This is a genomic window from Pedobacter sp. (assembly GCF_037719805.1).
In the GTDB taxonomy this organism is placed as follows: domain Bacteria; phylum Bacteroidota; class Bacteroidia; order Sphingobacteriales; family Sphingobacteriaceae; genus Pedobacter.
The window spans coordinates 255,103-271,105 of the sequence record NZ_JBBJLZ010000003.1; the positions used below are offsets into that span (position 1 = coordinate 255,103).

Genomic DNA, 16,003 nt, shown 5'->3' on the forward strand with positions numbered 1-16,003 from the left:
CAACATAACTAAAAGAGTATGAAAAAATTATTGATTATCTGCGCGTTGCTATTTAGTGTAGCTACTTTCGCACAAGCACAGCAGGGACAAGGTGGACGCCAAATGGGTACTCCTGAAGAAAGAGCCAAAAGAAGCGTCAGCATGCTTACTGAAAAGCTTACGTTAACTGCAGATCAACAGACTAAAGTTTCTGCAATTTATTTGGAGCAGAGTGCAAAGATGAAAAAGCTTCGTGATTCGGTCGGAGATGACAGAGAAGCAATGAGAGCAGTGATGATGAAGGGTAATGAAGCTACTGAAACTAAAATTGAAGCATTATTAACGGCTGATCAGAAAAAGCTTTTTACTGCCTGGAAAGAAGAACGTAAAGAGATGATGAAGAAAAGACAAGAAGGTGGAGGCCAACGTCCCGCCGGAACCAAATAATCCATGACATTATCAAATAATAAAAGCGACTTTAGGTCGCTTTTATTATTTTTGCCCCATGTATCAGCAAAGCTTACCAATTATTCTTGCCTCAAAATCTCCACGCCGACAAGAATTAATGAAATCAATGAATCTCGATTTTAAAGTACTTATCAAGGATGTAGAGGAGAGTTACCCCGATAGTTTATTACCAGCAGAGATCGCTGTTCACATCGCTGAAAAGAAAGCTGCGGCTTTTTTGGAACAGAGTATGGATAATATCGTTATTACAGCGGATACCATTGTTGCTTACAAAACAGAAATCCTTGGTAAACCGGAGGATGCTACTCATGCCATGGAGATCCTTGAAAAGCTTTCAGGAACTAATCATCAGGTTTATACTGGGGTCAGCATTTCTTACAGCGGTCATACTGCCTCATTCTTCGACGTAACAGAAGTGTTTTTCAATCACCTCACCAGGGAGCAGATCAACTTCTATATCAAAAACTATAATCCCTTTGATAAAGCTGGTGCCTATGGCATTCAGGATTGGATAGGATTGATTGGTGTGGAAAAGATAATAGGATCCTACACAAACGTGATGGGCCTGCCCACTGAAAAGCTTTATCAGGCGCTACTAAGCATTTAGACCTTTAACGAAGATAACACGCCCATCTTAAGGTCGTATGTTGATACACTTAATCTTTCAGGGCTCATCATATGGAGGATGTAGTTGGTGATTAAGCAGGCGATAACGATCATATCAACTCGAAGCTTAATCAAACCTTCAAAAGCTTCCCGTTCTTTATGTGTGGAACTGATTAATTTAGTAGCCAGATTTGAATAGCCTTTAATATCGATGGGCATTCCTTTTAGTTGCTTGATGTCAGTCTGCCCATGAATCATTGTGGCAAAGCTCTCAAAAGCTCCAGCAGAACCAATAAGTTGTGAAGGTGTATGAAGTAGGCAAGCTTGTTCAAGATCCCCAAGTTCCGTCTCGAGCCGTTGGTTTATTGCTTCCTGATCTTGCATGCTCATTGGATCAGATTTGAAGTATGCCTGTTGCAATCTTGCCGCCCCAATGTCATAGCTTTTCTTCCATAGAACGCCATCTGAATTACACAAGATGAACTCCGTGCTACCACCACCTATGTCTATGATGAGAGAGGTCCTGTCAATGAGTCCGGTTGCCTTGACTCCCTCATAAATATAGGCAGCTTCCTGATCTCCATCAATAACTGTGATGTTAATTCCAGCGCGTTGGTAGGCCGCGTCTACGAAATCTTGTCCGTTTTCTGCACTTCTTATTGCGGATGTGCCAATGGCCTTAACGACATCAACGTTATATTTATTGATCTCATCTTTAAATCCTTTCAAGGCGTTGATGCCTCGCTCAAATGCCTCAGGAATGATGATGTGGTCATTGATTCTGCCTTCCCCCAGCTTTACCGGTAAATTTGTTTTGAAAAGAACCTGAGGCGCTTCAGCCGAGAGTTCTGCTATGATTAAATGGAAAGTGTTTGTTCCCAGATCTATTACGGCTGCAGTCATTCTGTGGCGTTTTAAAAACCTAAATGTACAAAAAAGCCACCCTGAAGGTGGCTTAACTTTTTATGTTTTAAAAATTACTCGAAGTATTCTTTCATTTTTTCAAAGAAACTCTTGTCATTCTTGCCAGGCTGAGGTTTGAAGTTTGGTGACTCTCTTAGTTTTTCAAGGAGAGATCTTTCTTCAGCGCTCAAGGCTTTGGGAGTCCAGATATTTACATGAATAATCTCATCACCTCTGTGGTAAGAATTTACCTCTGGAATACCTTTACCTTTTAAACGAAGCAACTTTCCACTTTGCGTTCCTGGTTCGATCTTGATCTTAGCTTTACCGTCAATGGTTGGCACTTCAGCACTGTAACCTAAGGCTGCATCAATAATAGAAACGTGCAAATCATAAACTACATTGTTACCCTCTCTCTTAAGAGATTCGTGTGGCATCTCCTCAATTAAGATAATCAAGTCACCCGGAACACCACCATTAGGGGCAGCATTTCCTTTGCCACTCATGCTCAACTGCATTCCATCACTTACGCCTGCCGGAATGTTAATTGAAATGGTCTCTTCACCACGGGTAGTACCTTCACCATGACAAACCGTACATTTTGAAGTAATCTGCTGACCACTTCCATTACAGGTAGGGCAAGTTGAACTCGTTTGCATCTGGCCAAGAATGGTATTGGTTACCCGGCGTACCGCTCCACTACCATTACAAGTCTTACAAGTACTTACCGATGCTTTATCTTTAGCGCCCGTGCCGTCACAGGTTTTACAGGAAACCTGCTTATTTACTTTAATCTTTTTCTCTGCACCATTCGCGATTTCTTCCAAAGTAAGCTTGACTTTGATGCGAAGATTAGAACCCTTAGCTACACGTCTGCCACCACGGGACTGCTGTCCTCCGCCTCCGAAGAAACTGTCGAATGGACTACCGCCACCGCCGCCGCCGTTTCCAAAAATGTCTCCGAACTGGCTGAAAATGTCTTCCATGTTCATGCCGCCGCCGCCATAGCCACCACCACCGCCTCCTGAAGCACCTCCAACACCGGCATGACCATAATGGTCATAGCGTTGCTTTTTCTCTGCATTGCTCAAAATCTCATAAGCTTCTGCAGCCTCCTTAAAGTTATCCTCAGCTTGTTTATCGCCGGGGTTCTTATCAGGATGGTACTTGATGGCCATTTTACGGTAGGCCTTTTTAATCTCTTCGGCAGATGCACTTTTGGTTACACCAAGCACATCATAAAAATCTCTCTTACTCATATTAACTTCCCACAACCACTTTAGCGAAGCGGATCACTTTATCATTTAATGTATAACCCTTTTCCAGCTCATCAATCACTTTTCCCTTCATATCCTCATTCGGAGCAGGTATTTTAGTAATAGCCTCGTGGTTATCTGTATTGAAAACAGTGTTGATGCTTTCCATCTCTTTTAAACCTTTCTGTGCAAGTAGACTTTTTAGCTTTGTGTGCACTAAGTTGATGCCTTCGCGGACTGCAGCTACATCTGTAGCACCTTCCATCGCTTTATCCGCTCTGTCAAAATCATCTAGTATAGAAAGTAAAGAAACAATCACATCTTTACCTGCTGTCTGCAACAATTCTACTCTTTCTTTCTGTGTACGACGTTTGTAATTGTCGAAATCTGCAAATAACCGTAGGTATTTATCATTTAAGGCTGCGTTATCTTGTTGTAGTTTTTCTTCTACAGACAATTCAGGAACTATTTCTTGTTCAGGGATCAGCGTACTCTCCTCATTTTCAACATGAAACTGTTCATCTTGCGTATTTATTTGTTCGTTTGCGTTTTCTTCCACAGGTAGATCTTGGTTAATGGTTTTCTTCTTCTTGCTAAACATGGTATAGTAGAATTTTTTGATGTAAACTCAAATGCTTTGCCAATACGTGATATCCGTCATGCTGTCAGATTTTTATAGAATAGACTGACCAAAGTGACGCAAAAGGAAATTTTTGTCAGCCCTATAATTTACACAATCTGTGCATCTTCATGCACAACACCACCTTCACATTTGATGATCCTCGAAGGGAACGTGCGGATAATGTGGTAATCATGAGTCGCCATCAGTACACAGGTACCGCCAAGACTGATCTGCCTCAAGAGCATTACGATCTCTTCAGAGGTGTCTGGATCCAGGTTACCGGTTGGCTCATCCGCAAGAATGATCTCAGGATTGTTCAATAATGCCCTTGCAATAACAACCCTTTGCTGCTCGCCACCAGATAACTCGTGAGGCATTTTTCTGATCTTGGAACGAAGTCCCACTTTCTCCAATACATCCTTAACTCGCTCGTCAATAAGCGCTTTGTCCGTCCAGCCTGTCGCCTTTAAAACAAATTCAAGGTTCTTCTCTATGGTCCGGTCCGTTAAGAGCTGAAAATCCTGAAATACAATGCCGAGCTTCCTTCGTAGAAAAGGAACATCTTTAATTGCAAGATTCTTTAGATCAAATCCCGCAACCAGACCATCTCCATTTCCAATGTGTAAGTCACCGTAAATTATTTTAAGCAAACTGCTTTTCCCAGAGCCGGTCTGGCCAATAAGAAATACGAACTCACCTTTGGTAATATCTAGATTAACACTAGACAGAACGAGATGCTTTTGTTGAAATACATCTACGTTTCTTAAACTTATAACCGTGCTTTCCGCCATTTTAAAGATCAATTTTAGCGATTTTACCGAAGGGCAAATCATTTACAAATTCCATAATAAAAGGCAATCTATCGCCGAGACCTAGTTTATCTAATGATTTATCTGGTCTGTCTACCCTAAAATAAGCAAGCAAAGTGAATTTATCGTCCCTGAGCTGAACATAGTCTGGTATTTTGGCAATGCCTTTTACCTTTATAATATACATTAGTCAAAAATAGTATTTCAAATTGAGAATTGTGGTATGGAGGACGTTTATCTGATCAGCGTAACCGATCCTGAAAGAGGTTTGCCTCCCAGCCCTAAAGAGATCAGATAGTAATAGACGCCTACCGGAACGTCAACATTTTTATACTTTCCATCCCAGGGCTTCAGGTAATAATCGACCGACTCGTAAACCAACTCTCCGTACCTGTTCATGATCGATACCTTCGGTCGTGCGTAGGTTTCAATAGCAGTTATGTTCCATAAGTCGTTTGTACCATCCCCGTTAGGACTAAAACTGGCCGGGATAGACAGTTTTTCATAAACTAGTACGAAAGCTGTATCTATTGCAGTAACGCAACCAAGACTGGATACGACATTTAATGTGTAGTTGGTGCTTTCCGAGGGCGAAGCGGTAGGAGTCAAGCTTGTTGGGTCATCCAAGCCAATCGCGGGCAACCAGAAAAAGCTCACCTGATCTCCAGTGGCACTGCCATTAAGCGTTGTACTGCCACCTAAAACGATCTTTTTGTCCTCGCCAGCGTTTGCAACAGGAATCTTATTTACCACTACGTTTACCGAAGTAAAGCTTTCGCATGAACCGTTTGCAACCCTTACGGTATAGGTTGTTGTTCGCAGTGGCGAAGCCATAGGATTAGCAATATTGGTTGCAGATAAACCGGCTGCTGGAGACCAGGCGTACGTAGTTCCACCACTAGCCTTCAACGCCACCGAAGATCCTTCACAGACCGCCAGGTTGGCATTTTCCACCTTAGCTAACGGTGGAGGTAAAACAGCTACGTCGACCTCTGAAGTTGATGCACAGCCTCCGCTCGTTACGGTAACCCGATACTTTCCCATCATTGCGAAAGTAGCTGATTTGATGGTGAGCGATCTTTCTTCGGATATTTTTCTTCCTTGAGGATCAAACCAGATATACGTTCCATCTGCATCTGCGACATCCAGAATGAGGTCTTTTCCCAAACAGGGCAGGTTACTGATCGCCCTGGGAACAGGGTATTTGTTTACGTTAATGGTTAAGGTAGGGGATACCGTACGACAAAGCGGAGATGCGAAGTTTGCTGGCTCCGCTACAGTTAATCGGAATTGATAAACACCTGGTGTGGCGTTCTCAAACTTATATTCCATAGCAGTACTTGTCTCTCCAGGAACATCTTCCCAATTTGTGCCGGTATTGATTTGCCACTGGTATTTCAATGTACTGCTGCCAGTAACCTCCGCAGACAACTTAAAGGTACTTTCGCTCTTCTCACAAATGCTTTGTTCTCTGAAAGTAGTATTGTCGATCCCAGAAGCGATCACAGGCCCGCATGCGCGGAAAGTAATGTCGTCAATTGCCAAGTCATTTCCTCCGCCACCCGGCGCATTATTCGTCATACGAATTTTAACACGACCAGCATTGTTTGTTCTGAATTCAAACCCAAATTGTTCCCAAACTGGATTTCCGTTACGTAAGTCCCCAGTATTATACGATCGGATCGCGTTTCCATTCATATCCAGAATCGTGAAGGTTACATTAGGTCGGATGCCGTTCACACTTCTCAATAAATTAACTATCCAGGCCGCAAATTCATAAGTGGTATTCGGACAAAGATCAATTACATCAGCGGATTCATAAAACACTCCCGGGTCAGGAACAGCATTAACTACCATCATATGGCCGTCAAAATCATTCGGAGTGTGGTTAAAGATATCATACCATCCGCCATTCATCCCCGTAGTACTTTGCGCTATAGCATATTGACCTTCGCCAAATGGACTGCCAGTAGCTAAGAAACTGTAGCTGGTAATTATATTTGGCCTCGGACCTCGGCTGCCGCCTCTTCCAAAGTCAATGTTTACAACAGGATCACCAAGAGAACCTTCACATACCTGAGCGTTCGACGAAAGAGCCATTAACATCAATATCGAAATTAATGCAAAAGTTCTGGTATGTAAGATCGATTGAATCACAATGACTGATGAACTTCAATATAACCTAAAAAAATGAAATTGTTTTTAATAATTGTTAGCCGGCCTGAAGACTATTGAGAAATTCAATGGTATTAATATTATCCGCATAATCCCAAAGTTTTGGATGCTGACTCTCCCCAAAACCAAGGATCGCAGTTCCAATTTGCAAATCTGCGTTGCTAACTACACATTGAAGGTTCTCGCGATTACTATTCAGTGCAGCTTCTACTTCCTCAAGTTCCTGGTAACGTTCAAAATAGAGCACGGCCAAGGGCGATGAAAATCCAGTATCGGCTTTAAGTAGAAGAAAACCATTGTCATAGTGTTTTGCGCTATTAACCAGATAGATTGATTTGTTATAGTCGTAATTATTATTGTATTTAAAATGATTGATAATGTCGTTGTATTGCTCTAAGGGCTCAAAGAAATTCTTGATATCGTAGTCCTGAGGTAGGTAAACTTTCGAAACATTTCTGCAGCCTAAGCCGAAATAATCAAAAAAATCATGACCCAGTTTAGCGATATCTTCGGGAAGCTCTTTTCCCGTAAGTACCGCAACACTTGTCCGGTTCTTCCGAATAATGTTAGGGACTTTCCCGAAATAGTATTCAAAATATCTGGATGTATTGTTGCTTCCTGTAGCGATAACTGACTCAAAATCTTTAAGCCGTTCTACATAAATGATCTGTTCCTGCAATGCAGGCTCAATTGTACAAAGCTGATGAAGAACTGCTGGTAGTAACTTATCGTCTGAGGAGGACAGCTTTATTAATGCAATGTTTCCAGTTGCAAGAACAGATATCACATCATGAAAACCAACCAAAGGAATGTTTCCTGCAAGAATGAGTCCCACTCTTTTAGGAGTTGTGGTAATTTTAATGTCTTGAAACCAAATCCTCAGTTCGTCTTCCTTCAGCATTTCACTTAATGCATTTAAGGACCTGTAAACTTCCTGTTCTGTAAACCAGGCGTTGCTATTTCTTGCTGAGGTAATCAGCTCCTTGAAATCGTGATCCGGATCTGCAAGAAACAGACTAAGTTTATTGAATGCAATAATTAGTTTTTCAATGGTAAGGCTCAGCATATTCCAACAATTTTAAAGTTTATGTGTTATATTTGCGCTGCAAAGGTAAACTTAGCAAATAGAATTAGACGACCATGGCTATTAAAATAACAGACGAATGTATTAACTGCGGAGCATGTGAGCCTGAATGCCCCAATAATGCGATTTATGACGCAGGCACGGCCTGGAGATTTTCTGATGGTACCAACCTTAACGGTATTATTGATTTTGGCGATCAGCAGATTGAGGCAGAGTCTTCACAAGATGCAATATCTGATGAAGTGTACTATATTGTGTCAGACAAATGTACGGAGTGTAAAGGGTTTCATGACGAGCCACAATGTGCTGCAGTTTGTCCGGTAGATTGTTGCGTGGATGATGAGGATGTCCGTGAAACAGAAGATGAACTTTTAGCTAAGAAAACCTGGTTACATCAGGAAGGATAAGCTTAACAATATCTACAGAAAAGGGCGTTCATTTGAACGCCCTTTTTTTATATCACCTCTTCGTACTTATTAGGAATAATGAGAACAGGACATGCCGCCTTTCTTGCAACGTGTTCAGCCACACTTCCCATCAAAAAGTGGTACAATCCGGATCTTCCATAAGTACCTATAACGATCAGATCAGATCCATACTCGTCAGATTGCTGGATAATTCCATGTGCTGCACTATCTATAACACTTAAATAAATGGTAGGCACTCAGTGACCATATTTCCGCTCAATTTCTTTCAGCAGCACATGGCTGTTCTCTTCGCTATTGTCATAGGTATCCAAAAACACCGGCGCGAGTGATAGATCGGGATTAATATTTGCAGGAACCGGCTCGATTATATTTACAAGCGCCACCTCTGCATCAAATGTTTTAGCGAGATCATATCCCGCCTTGGCAGCTTTTTCAGAGCAAGTGCTATTATCTACAGCAATAAGGATTTTTCTGGGATGCATATCTTCTATAATTAAGTTTCAATATAATTTAACAACAAATTAAGTCATTTAAAAGTTTACTTTTATGCTACTGAAAGAGTTATGGAGCAATTATTTGGTATATGCAGGGTGTCGATCGCCCCTATGAGATCTGAGCCTTCCGACAAAGCTGAAAACTCATCACAGTTGTTATTCGGAGATTTTGTCGAGGTAATTGAACAGCAAGAGCGATGGTGGTACATCAGGAGTTCTTTTGAAGGCTATGAAGGCTGGGTAGACTTCAGGCAGCTTACCCTGACTTCAAAAGCAGATTATTTAGAGTCGAACAATTTGCAGTACCTAGCGCCAGCGCAGGCGATGAACATTTTGATTGATCCACAGGACAACAAGCTATATCTTAGTGCGGCTAGCAATCTTCCTAATTTTAAAGATGGCTATTGCTTTCTTGGTAACCAACAGTACAAAGTTCTGTTTGAGCCAATTATTCCGCGGTGGACAAATATTGATGCGCTTATCTTTAGTGCCCGATTTTTTTTAAATACCCCTTACCTCTGGGGCGGAAGGTCGTTTTTTGGGATAGACTGCTCTGGCTTTGTACAAAATGTATTTAAACTCAACGGATTCCCATTGAGGAGGGATGCCTGGCAACAGGCTGAGCAAGGGCAAGTCGTTGACTTCCTCCAGGAGGTGCAGCCCGGAGACGTTGCTTTTTTTGACAATGACGAAGGAAGGATTACACATGTCGGAATCATGTTAAATTCTTCAGAGATCATTCATTCCTCATCGAAAGTTAAAATTGATCCTATAGACAGTCAGGGCATCTTTAATGAAGAGCTCGGAAAATACACCCACAAACTTAGAATAATCAAGCGTTTGATCTAATGCGATCAATTATGGCTGCAACTGCCAGATCATGATTTGCCTATCATCACCTGCGGAAATCAAATAGCTACCATCAGCGCTCCACATGAGCTTATTGATGGAGTGAAAATGGCCCTCTGTTTGTTTTTCCACGCTTAAGATCTTATAAAGCTTAAAGTCCTCAGCACCCCAGAGTTTGATACTTTTGTCCTGACTGCAAGTCGCAAAATACTGGGCAGTTGGATGAAATGCGATGCCATAGATACTAAACATATGGGCACCCACCTGGTTTTGTAGGTCATAACCAGGCAAAGTCCAGAATTTCAATTGTGCATCCCGGCTGCCTGACACCAGTAGATTTCCTGTTGGATTGTACTTCAATGCGGTAACAGGTAGTTTATGACCTGTCAGTTCACGTTGAAATCCGAAGTCCGATGAATTATAAATTCGAATAATTCCATCCTTGCAACCTAAAGCAACTTCGGCTTCATCATTGCTAACTGCGATTACTCGAACGGTATCGTTGATTACTGTAAAATTATACAATAGCGAATAGTCATTCAGCGACCATATCGCTACATTTCCATCCTCACCGGTACTGATTAGCTCTTGCTTATGAGGAATCGTCTTTAGGTCAAAAACGGCTTTTTTATGGAATAAAAGCGTTGCTTTAATGATGTTTTCTACCAGGTCGTAAACAAGTACAACACCACTTCTTTGCGCTATAAATAAAAGATTATCTAACCGATGAAGCGCATAAACAGAACTTTGTACAGGCAATAACACTTTCACAAAAGCACGACGTTCTAAAGACCATTCTACGACGCCCTTATCGTTACCAGCGCTATAGAAAGTATCGCTGTTTAAGCCATCGCTTAAGGCATATATTGGATTCTGGTGCCCGGTTAATGTATGTAAATGCTTTAGCATTTTGAGTTATGGCTTTTGGAGGTGCCTTCCTTCCAGATTAACGCCAATGTCTAAAAGCGATTTGCCTTTTTCTTTCAGCAAAACCAAGAGGTGAAACATCAGATCAGAACTTTCGTTGATGAAGTCCTCGTCAGTTTCCGCAAGGGCCGCAATAACCGTTTCAACACCCTCTTCGCCAACCTTTTGTGCAATCTTGTTCAGGCCTTTCTTACGCAATTTATTTACATAAGACTCTTCAGTTGGATTGTCATAGCGGTCAGCGATAATTTTTTCCAATTCAAAAATAAAGTTTTGGTTGTAGTTTGTTTGGAAACAGCTGCGTGAACCCGTATGGCAGGTGGGCCCAACAGGAGTCGCTTTGATCAAAATTGTATCGTTATCACAATCAATGTGAGTTTCCTTGACATACAGGAAATTCCCGCTTTCTTCACCTTTAGTCCAAAGTCTGCCTTTAGAACGCGAGTAGAAGGTAACTTTTCCTTCAGCCTGTGTTTTATCCCAGGCTTCCTGATTCATATAGCCGAGCATCAAAACTTCAAGTGTTTGTACGTCCTGTATAATGACAGGAACCAAGCCCTGAGTTTTATCGAAATCTATATTTGTCATGCCTTTTATCTTACAACCTAACCGGTATATTGTGTTTTTTTAATTCTTGTTTTAAATAAGGGATTGGGATCTCACCGTAGTGAAATACTGATGCCGCTAATGCCGCATCAACTCCAGTCTCTAGAAATACTTCTGTGAAGTGTGCTACTGTTCCAGCTCCTCCGGATGCAATAACAGGGATATTAATGGACTTGGAAACCTTGTCTAGCAAGTGGCAATCAAAGCCAATCTTCGTACCATCATGATCCATTGAAGTCAATAGGATCTCCCCAGCACCTAAACCTTCTGCTTTTTTAATCCAATCTTCCGTTTCCAGTTCGGTAATCAGACGACCACCGTTAAGATGCACCATGTTTTTGCCATTGACTAATTTAGTGTCGACGGCCAGTACTACAAACTGAACCCCAAATGCTTTGGCCAGTTCTTCTATTAACGCAGGATTTCTAACAGCTGCGGAATTAATGCTGATTTTATCTGCTCCTGAGCTTAACAGCGCTTCTGCGTCGGCAATGGAGGTAATCCCTCCCCCAATAGTAAATGGTATGTTGAGCTGACGCGCTACAGACTTTACCATTTCAATGGTGGTACCCCTACGTTCGTGTGTTGCAGTAATGTCCAGAAAGACCAGCTCATCAGCTCCCTGCTGTGCATATTGCCAGGCGAGTTCTACAGGGTCACCGGCATCTCTCAGGTCGACAAAATTAACGCCTTTAACGGTTCTTCCATCTTTAACATCCAAACAAGGGATGATACGTTTACTCAGCATCAGCTTAGAGAGAAGTCATTTGTCTCAAATTCCATTGCTTAATCTCCTCAATGCTTATCCTGTCTTCATAAATTGCTTTACCTACTACTACCGAACGGATATCAAGTTCAGCAAGATCTTCGATATCTCTCATGGAGCTAATACCACCAGATGCAATTAGTTTAATGAAAGGGGAGTGTTCCAACAACTTTTTATATAAGTCTATTGCTGCACCACCTAGCTTACCATCCTTATTGATGTCCGTGCATAGAAATCTGAAGAACCCAAGTTGCAAACATTTATCAACGTAATCCATCAGTTTTATCGGTGAACTTTCCATCCAACCCGAGTACTTAATCACTTCGTCAAGCACGTCTATAGCAATTACAATCCTATTTGCATAATCATATTTTTTGCCTACTTCAGTACTTAGTTCCTGTAAGAAGTCTGGGTTAGTAATTGCCTGAGTGCCGACAATAACCCTTTGGATGCCTGCATCCAATAGATCGGTTACTTGTTTGATGGTACGAATTCCTCCACCATACTGCACTTTCATGTCTGTTTTCTTGATAATATTGAACAATTCAGCTTGATTGCTGAAATCACCTTTAGCACCGTTTAAGTCAATGATATGTATAAATTCGGTGCCATTTGAACGGTAAGTTTCAATCATTTCCGCAATGGAAACATCGTAAACCGTCTTCTGGTTATAGTCGCCTTCTCTCAAGCGCACTACTTTTCCATCTAAGATATCAATTGCAGGAATTATATACATTTTACTGTTTTAAGTTTGAAAAGTTCATTAATAGGCGTTCACCGGCGATTCCAGACTTCTCAGGATGGAATTGTACGCCATAGAAATTGTCTTTTTGTACTGCCGCTGAGAATGGCATTCCATAATTAGCAGCAGCGATGTCAAAAGTAGGGTTATATTCAATAAAGTACGAATGAACAAAATAAAATTGTGCTCCGTTTTCAACACCCTCAAATAAGGGATTGTTTTTATGTTCAATGTTATTCCAACCCATATGCGGAATTTTAATTCCCTGATCCTTATTGAATAAGCGTGTTTTAACCGGTACAATGTTCATCATTTCAGCATCCCCTTCTTCAGAATGTTCAGTAATTAGTTGCATCCCTACGCAAATACCTAAGACAGGCTTTTTAAGCGCCTTGATAGGTTCAATCAAGCCAGTCTGCTGCAACTTACGCATGGCAGCCCCTGCGTGACCAACCCCCGGTATAATAATGTGCGTATATTTTTCAAGGTCGGCCTCAGAATTTACCATCCCGTAGGGAAGGTTTAACCGTTCAAGTGCCGAGGTTAAGGAAAATATGTTTCCCGCTCCGTAATTCACAATTCCTATCATTTTAACTTTCCGTTTTATAACTCAATACCGTTCCACTTCTTTTCAAAAAATGAACTTCTACCAAATCATTTTTAATCCATTTGTAAACATCGCGTTTTGGGATTGTTACTATCTTATCAATGTTTAGCTTTCCTCTATCCAGTACGACTTCGTAGTTGGAGTCATCAATCATCTTCTTCGACAGGATAGGAACTTGAACAATGTATTTTGTTCCATCCTTAACATCCCTATTAAGACAAATAACGATACGATAATAAAAGTATAAAGCCAACGGCATGAAAATGAGCATTGCGATCATAAAACCAGAAGGGTACCTGCCTTGTTCATAGGCTGATGGTCTATTATTAAACCACCTGCCTGAAAAAAATGGGCTAACAGTACTGACTAGCAAAAGTCCTAAAAATACGTAGGCAGCATACTTCTTATGTTTTGGTCTTATCTTATTATCAATAAGCTCCAAATCTTCAGCGCTCAGAACTCCCGTTTGCATAGCATAAACATTTACAACATTCCTTTTGTGCTCGGTAGCACCAATTTCTCTGCATCTCTTTTGATGGCCATTTTAATCGCCTTTGCAAAAGCCTTAAAGATAGATTCAATCTTATGGTGTTCATTATCACCTTCCGCTTTAATGTTCAGATTGCATTTGGCCGCGTCACTAAAGGACTTAAAGAAGTGATAAAACATCTCAGTTGGCATGTCTCCGACCTTCTCTCGCTTAAATTCTGCGTCCCATACCAACCAGGCACGACCGCCAAAATCTATTGCAGCCTGGGCCAGACAGTCGTCCATCGGCAAACAAAAACCGTAACGTTCAAGACCCAATTTATTGCCGATTGCTTTAGCAAAAGCCTCGCCTAAAGCAATTCCCGTATCTTCAATGGTATGGTGTTCATCAATATGCAGATCCCCGTTGGTTTTGATTTTCAGGTCCATGCTTCCATGTCTTGCGATCTGATCGAGCATGTGATCAAAGAAGTTTAGACCTGTTGATATTTCCGCTTTTCCTGTACCATCGAGATCAAGGTGGATACTGATCTTTGTCTCATTGGTATTTCGTTCATGGGTGACAGTCCTTGAGCCTGCCTTTAGCATGGTGTAAATGTCCACCCAGTTTTGCGTTTGCAAAGCAATGTATTCACTCAAGGTTTCCGCCTTTTCCATCATCTCATTGACACCCAGCAAGTCATTATTACGTAGCCAGATTGCTTTCGCTCCAAGGTTTTTAGCCAGGATCACGTCATTCAGTCGGTCGCCTATTACATAAGAATTCTTCATGTCGTACCCTTCCTCCAGGAAATGGAGTAATAAACCTGTATTAGGTTTGCGGGTGATCGCATTGTCGTGAGCAAAGGTTTTGTCTATGATGACTTCTTTAAACTGAATGCCCTCACCTTCAAGGGTTCTCATGATCAGATTATGAATTGGCCAGAAGTTTTCTTCGGGGTGTGAAGTTGTTCCAAGCCCATCCTGATTGGTAACCATGATCAACTCATAGTCCAGCTCAGAAGCAATCTTGGTCATGTAATAGAGAGCTTTTGGATAAAAACTCAACTTATCTATGGCGTCGATTTGCTCATCTTCGGTCTCGTTGATTAGTGTTCCATCTCTATCTATAAACAGTACTTTCTTCATGATCTAAATGTTTTTTAATGCGTTCAACAGCGTCTCGTTTTCAGCTGCAGTACCTATAGTAATTCTCAAACAGCCTTCACACAGCGTGACTTTCGAGCGGTCTCTTATAATAATACCTTGCTCAACCAAGGTCTTGTAGGTGTTTAAAGCATCCTCTACCTGAACCAATATAAAATTTGCATCAGATGGATAAACCTTCTTAACCATTGGTAAGGCGGCTAAGGCAGTACTCAAATGATCCCGTTCCTGTACGGTAATTTTTATCCAATCGTTCACCTGACTAATGTTTTCCAAGGCTTGAATAGCGATGTCCTGAGTCGCCTGATTAATGTTATAAGGCGGCTTTACTTTGTTAAGCACATCTATAACTGGTCGTGCCGCAAATGCCATACCTAATCTTAATGCTGCTAAACCCCACGCCTTAGAGAAAGTTTGCATCACTACCAGATTGGGGTATTCAGTAAGTTCTTTAATAAAGGTTTGCTGTTTTGCATAATTGATATAAGCCTCGTCAATGATGACAAGCCCGCCGAAATTTGCCAATACGGTTTCAATATCAGTACGTACGATGGAATTACCTGTTGGATTGTTGGGGGAGCAGATAAAGATGAGCTTAGTGAACTCGTCAATTGCCTCTGCAATACCGTCCAGGTCCAATTGGAAGTTGGACAATAAATTCACTTTTCTAATCTCTACATTGTTGATGTTTGCAGAAACCTCATACATACCATAAGTAGGAGGTAAGATGATCACATTGTCTTTGCCAGGCTCGCAAAATGAACGAAATAGCAAGTCAATTGCCTCGTCACTACCATTTCCCAGGAAAGTATTTTCAATCGGAACTCCTTTGATTTTACTGATTGCATCTTTAAGATCCAGCTGCAATGGGTCAGGGTATCGGTTATAGTTCTTTTCCAGGGGCGATCCGTAGCTGTTTTCATTAGCATCCAAAAATACGCTGGCCTGACCCTTATATTCATCTCTAGCCGTAGAATAGGGCTTCAGATTCTTAATATTTTCTCTTTGTAAACTGTTAATGTCCATTTCAATATTTTTAAATGATAG

General features: G+C 41.4%; 19 protein-coding genes and 1 pseudogene. 4 read left to right on the forward strand and 16 right to left on the reverse strand.

From position 1 onward, the window contains the following. The first annotated feature begins 18 nt into the window (after positions 1-18). Positions 19-426: a DUF4890 domain-containing protein gene (locus WKF66_RS10780; protein WP_489674456.1), complete on the forward strand. Its 408-nt coding sequence runs from the start codon at positions 19-21 to the stop codon at positions 424-426. 58 nt (positions 427-484) lie between these two features. Beyond that, positions 485-1,054 (forward strand): Maf family nucleotide pyrophosphatase, encoded by a 570-nt coding sequence (locus tag WKF66_RS10785; RefSeq protein WP_489674457.1) that lies wholly within the window; start codon positions 485-487, stop codon positions 1,052-1,054. Here the strand turns inward: WKF66_RS10785 and WKF66_RS10790 are convergent. The 7 genes from WKF66_RS10790 to WKF66_RS10820 all read right to left on the reverse strand — a co-directional run bounded on the left by WKF66_RS10790 (position 1,051) and on the right by WKF66_RS10820 (position 7,884). Beyond that, the gene (locus WKF66_RS10790) at positions 1,051-1,956 is read right to left on the reverse strand and encodes a Ppx/GppA phosphatase family protein (RefSeq protein WP_489674458.1); all 906 of its coding nucleotides are present in this window, start codon (positions 1,954-1,956) and stop codon (positions 1,051-1,053) included. The two genes, WKF66_RS10785 and WKF66_RS10790, sit on opposite strands and share 4 nt — an antisense overlap. 74 nt (positions 1,957-2,030) lie before the next feature. Continuing rightward, positions 2,031-3,215 (reverse strand): molecular chaperone DnaJ, encoded by a 1,185-nt coding sequence (gene dnaJ / locus WKF66_RS10795; RefSeq protein WP_489674459.1) that lies wholly within the window; start codon positions 3,213-3,215, stop codon positions 2,031-2,033. Position 3,216: 1 nt separating this feature from the next. Then, complete coding sequence (locus WKF66_RS10800) at positions 3,217-3,813, reverse strand: nucleotide exchange factor GrpE (RefSeq protein WP_489674460.1); 597 nt, start codon at positions 3,811-3,813, stop codon at positions 3,217-3,219. 128 nt (positions 3,814-3,941) lie between these two features. Then, positions 3,942-4,625, reverse strand: coding sequence for a cell division ATP-binding protein FtsE (locus WKF66_RS10805; protein ID WP_489674461.1), 684 nt, complete (start codon positions 4,623-4,625; stop codon positions 3,942-3,944). Between the two features lies 1 nt (position 4,626). After that, on the reverse strand, positions 4,627-4,830 hold the full coding sequence (locus WKF66_RS10810; RefSeq protein ID WP_489674462.1) for a fructose-6-phosphate aldolase: 204 nt from the start codon (positions 4,828-4,830) through the stop codon (positions 4,627-4,629). 47 nt (positions 4,831-4,877) lie between these two features. Beyond that, a complete protein-coding gene (locus tag WKF66_RS10815) occupies positions 4,878-6,749 on the reverse strand; it encodes a T9SS type B sorting domain-containing protein (RefSeq protein ID WP_489674463.1) in 1,872 nt (623 codons plus the stop codon). A gap of 106 nt (positions 6,750-6,855) precedes the next feature. Continuing rightward, positions 6,856-7,884: an acyl-CoA reductase gene (locus tag WKF66_RS10820; protein WP_489674464.1), complete on the reverse strand. Its 1,029-nt coding sequence runs from the start codon at positions 7,882-7,884 to the stop codon at positions 6,856-6,858. Between the two features lie 74 nt (positions 7,885-7,958). Here WKF66_RS10820 and WKF66_RS10825 point away from each other — a divergent pair, with 74 nt between their 5' ends. After that, the gene (locus WKF66_RS10825) at positions 7,959-8,309 is read left to right on the forward strand and encodes a 4Fe-4S dicluster domain-containing protein (protein WP_489674465.1); all 351 of its coding nucleotides are present in this window, start codon (positions 7,959-7,961) and stop codon (positions 8,307-8,309) included. A 47-nt stretch (positions 8,310-8,356) separates the two neighbouring features. Here WKF66_RS10825 and WKF66_RS10830 read toward each other — a convergent pair. After that, a pseudogene (locus WKF66_RS10830) lies at positions 8,357-8,812 on the reverse strand (universal stress protein). 81 nt (positions 8,813-8,893) lie between these two features. Between WKF66_RS10830 and WKF66_RS10835 the strand changes: the two are divergent. Further along, positions 8,894-9,673 carry a C40 family peptidase gene (locus WKF66_RS10835; protein ID WP_489674466.1) on the forward strand — a complete coding sequence of 260 codons (780 nt, stop codon included), beginning with the start codon at positions 8,894-8,896 and terminating at the stop codon, positions 9,671-9,673. Between the two features lie 9 nt (positions 9,674-9,682). Here the strand turns inward: WKF66_RS10835 and WKF66_RS10840 are convergent, their stop codons facing one another. Genes WKF66_RS10840 through hisC form a run of 8 tightly spaced genes read right to left on the reverse strand, consistent with a single transcriptional unit; the run spans position 9,683 to position 15,982 of the window. Further along, positions 9,683-10,582, reverse strand: a complete 900-nt coding sequence (locus WKF66_RS10840) for a WD40 repeat domain-containing protein (RefSeq protein ID WP_489674467.1) — start codon at positions 10,580-10,582, stop codon at positions 9,683-9,685. 6 nt (positions 10,583-10,588) lie between these two features. Beyond that, positions 10,589-11,188, reverse strand: a complete 600-nt coding sequence (gene hisIE / locus WKF66_RS10845; RefSeq protein WP_489674468.1) for a bifunctional phosphoribosyl-AMP cyclohydrolase/phosphoribosyl-ATP diphosphatase HisIE — start codon at positions 11,186-11,188, stop codon at positions 10,589-10,591. Between the two features lie 10 nt (positions 11,189-11,198). Further along, positions 11,199-11,954, reverse strand: coding sequence for an imidazole glycerol phosphate synthase subunit HisF (gene hisF, locus WKF66_RS10850; RefSeq protein WP_489674469.1), 756 nt, complete (start codon positions 11,952-11,954; stop codon positions 11,199-11,201). 4 nt (positions 11,955-11,958) lie between these two features. Beyond that, positions 11,959-12,708 (reverse strand): 1-(5-phosphoribosyl)-5-[(5-phosphoribosylamino)methylideneamino]imidazole-4-carboxamide isomerase, encoded by a 750-nt coding sequence (gene hisA, locus WKF66_RS10855; RefSeq protein WP_489674470.1) that lies wholly within the window; start codon positions 12,706-12,708, stop codon positions 11,959-11,961. Between the two features lies 1 nt (position 12,709). Then, positions 12,710-13,303 (reverse strand): imidazole glycerol phosphate synthase subunit HisH, encoded by a 594-nt coding sequence (hisH, locus tag WKF66_RS10860; protein WP_489674471.1) that lies wholly within the window; start codon positions 13,301-13,303, stop codon positions 12,710-12,712. A 1-nt stretch (position 13,304) separates the two neighbouring features. Next, the gene (locus WKF66_RS10865; protein ID WP_489674472.1) at positions 13,305-13,793 is read right to left on the reverse strand and encodes a hypothetical protein; all 489 of its coding nucleotides are present in this window, start codon (positions 13,791-13,793) and stop codon (positions 13,305-13,307) included. An 11-nt stretch (positions 13,794-13,804) separates the two neighbouring features. Next, complete coding sequence (hisB, locus tag WKF66_RS10870) at positions 13,805-14,938, reverse strand: bifunctional histidinol-phosphatase/imidazoleglycerol-phosphate dehydratase HisB (RefSeq protein ID WP_489674473.1); 1,134 nt, start codon at positions 14,936-14,938, stop codon at positions 13,805-13,807. Between the two features lie 3 nt (positions 14,939-14,941). Continuing rightward, the gene (gene hisC / locus WKF66_RS10875) at positions 14,942-15,982 is read right to left on the reverse strand and encodes a histidinol-phosphate transaminase (RefSeq protein WP_489674474.1); all 1,041 of its coding nucleotides are present in this window, start codon (positions 15,980-15,982) and stop codon (positions 14,942-14,944) included. Positions 15,983-16,003: the final 21 nt, after the last annotated feature.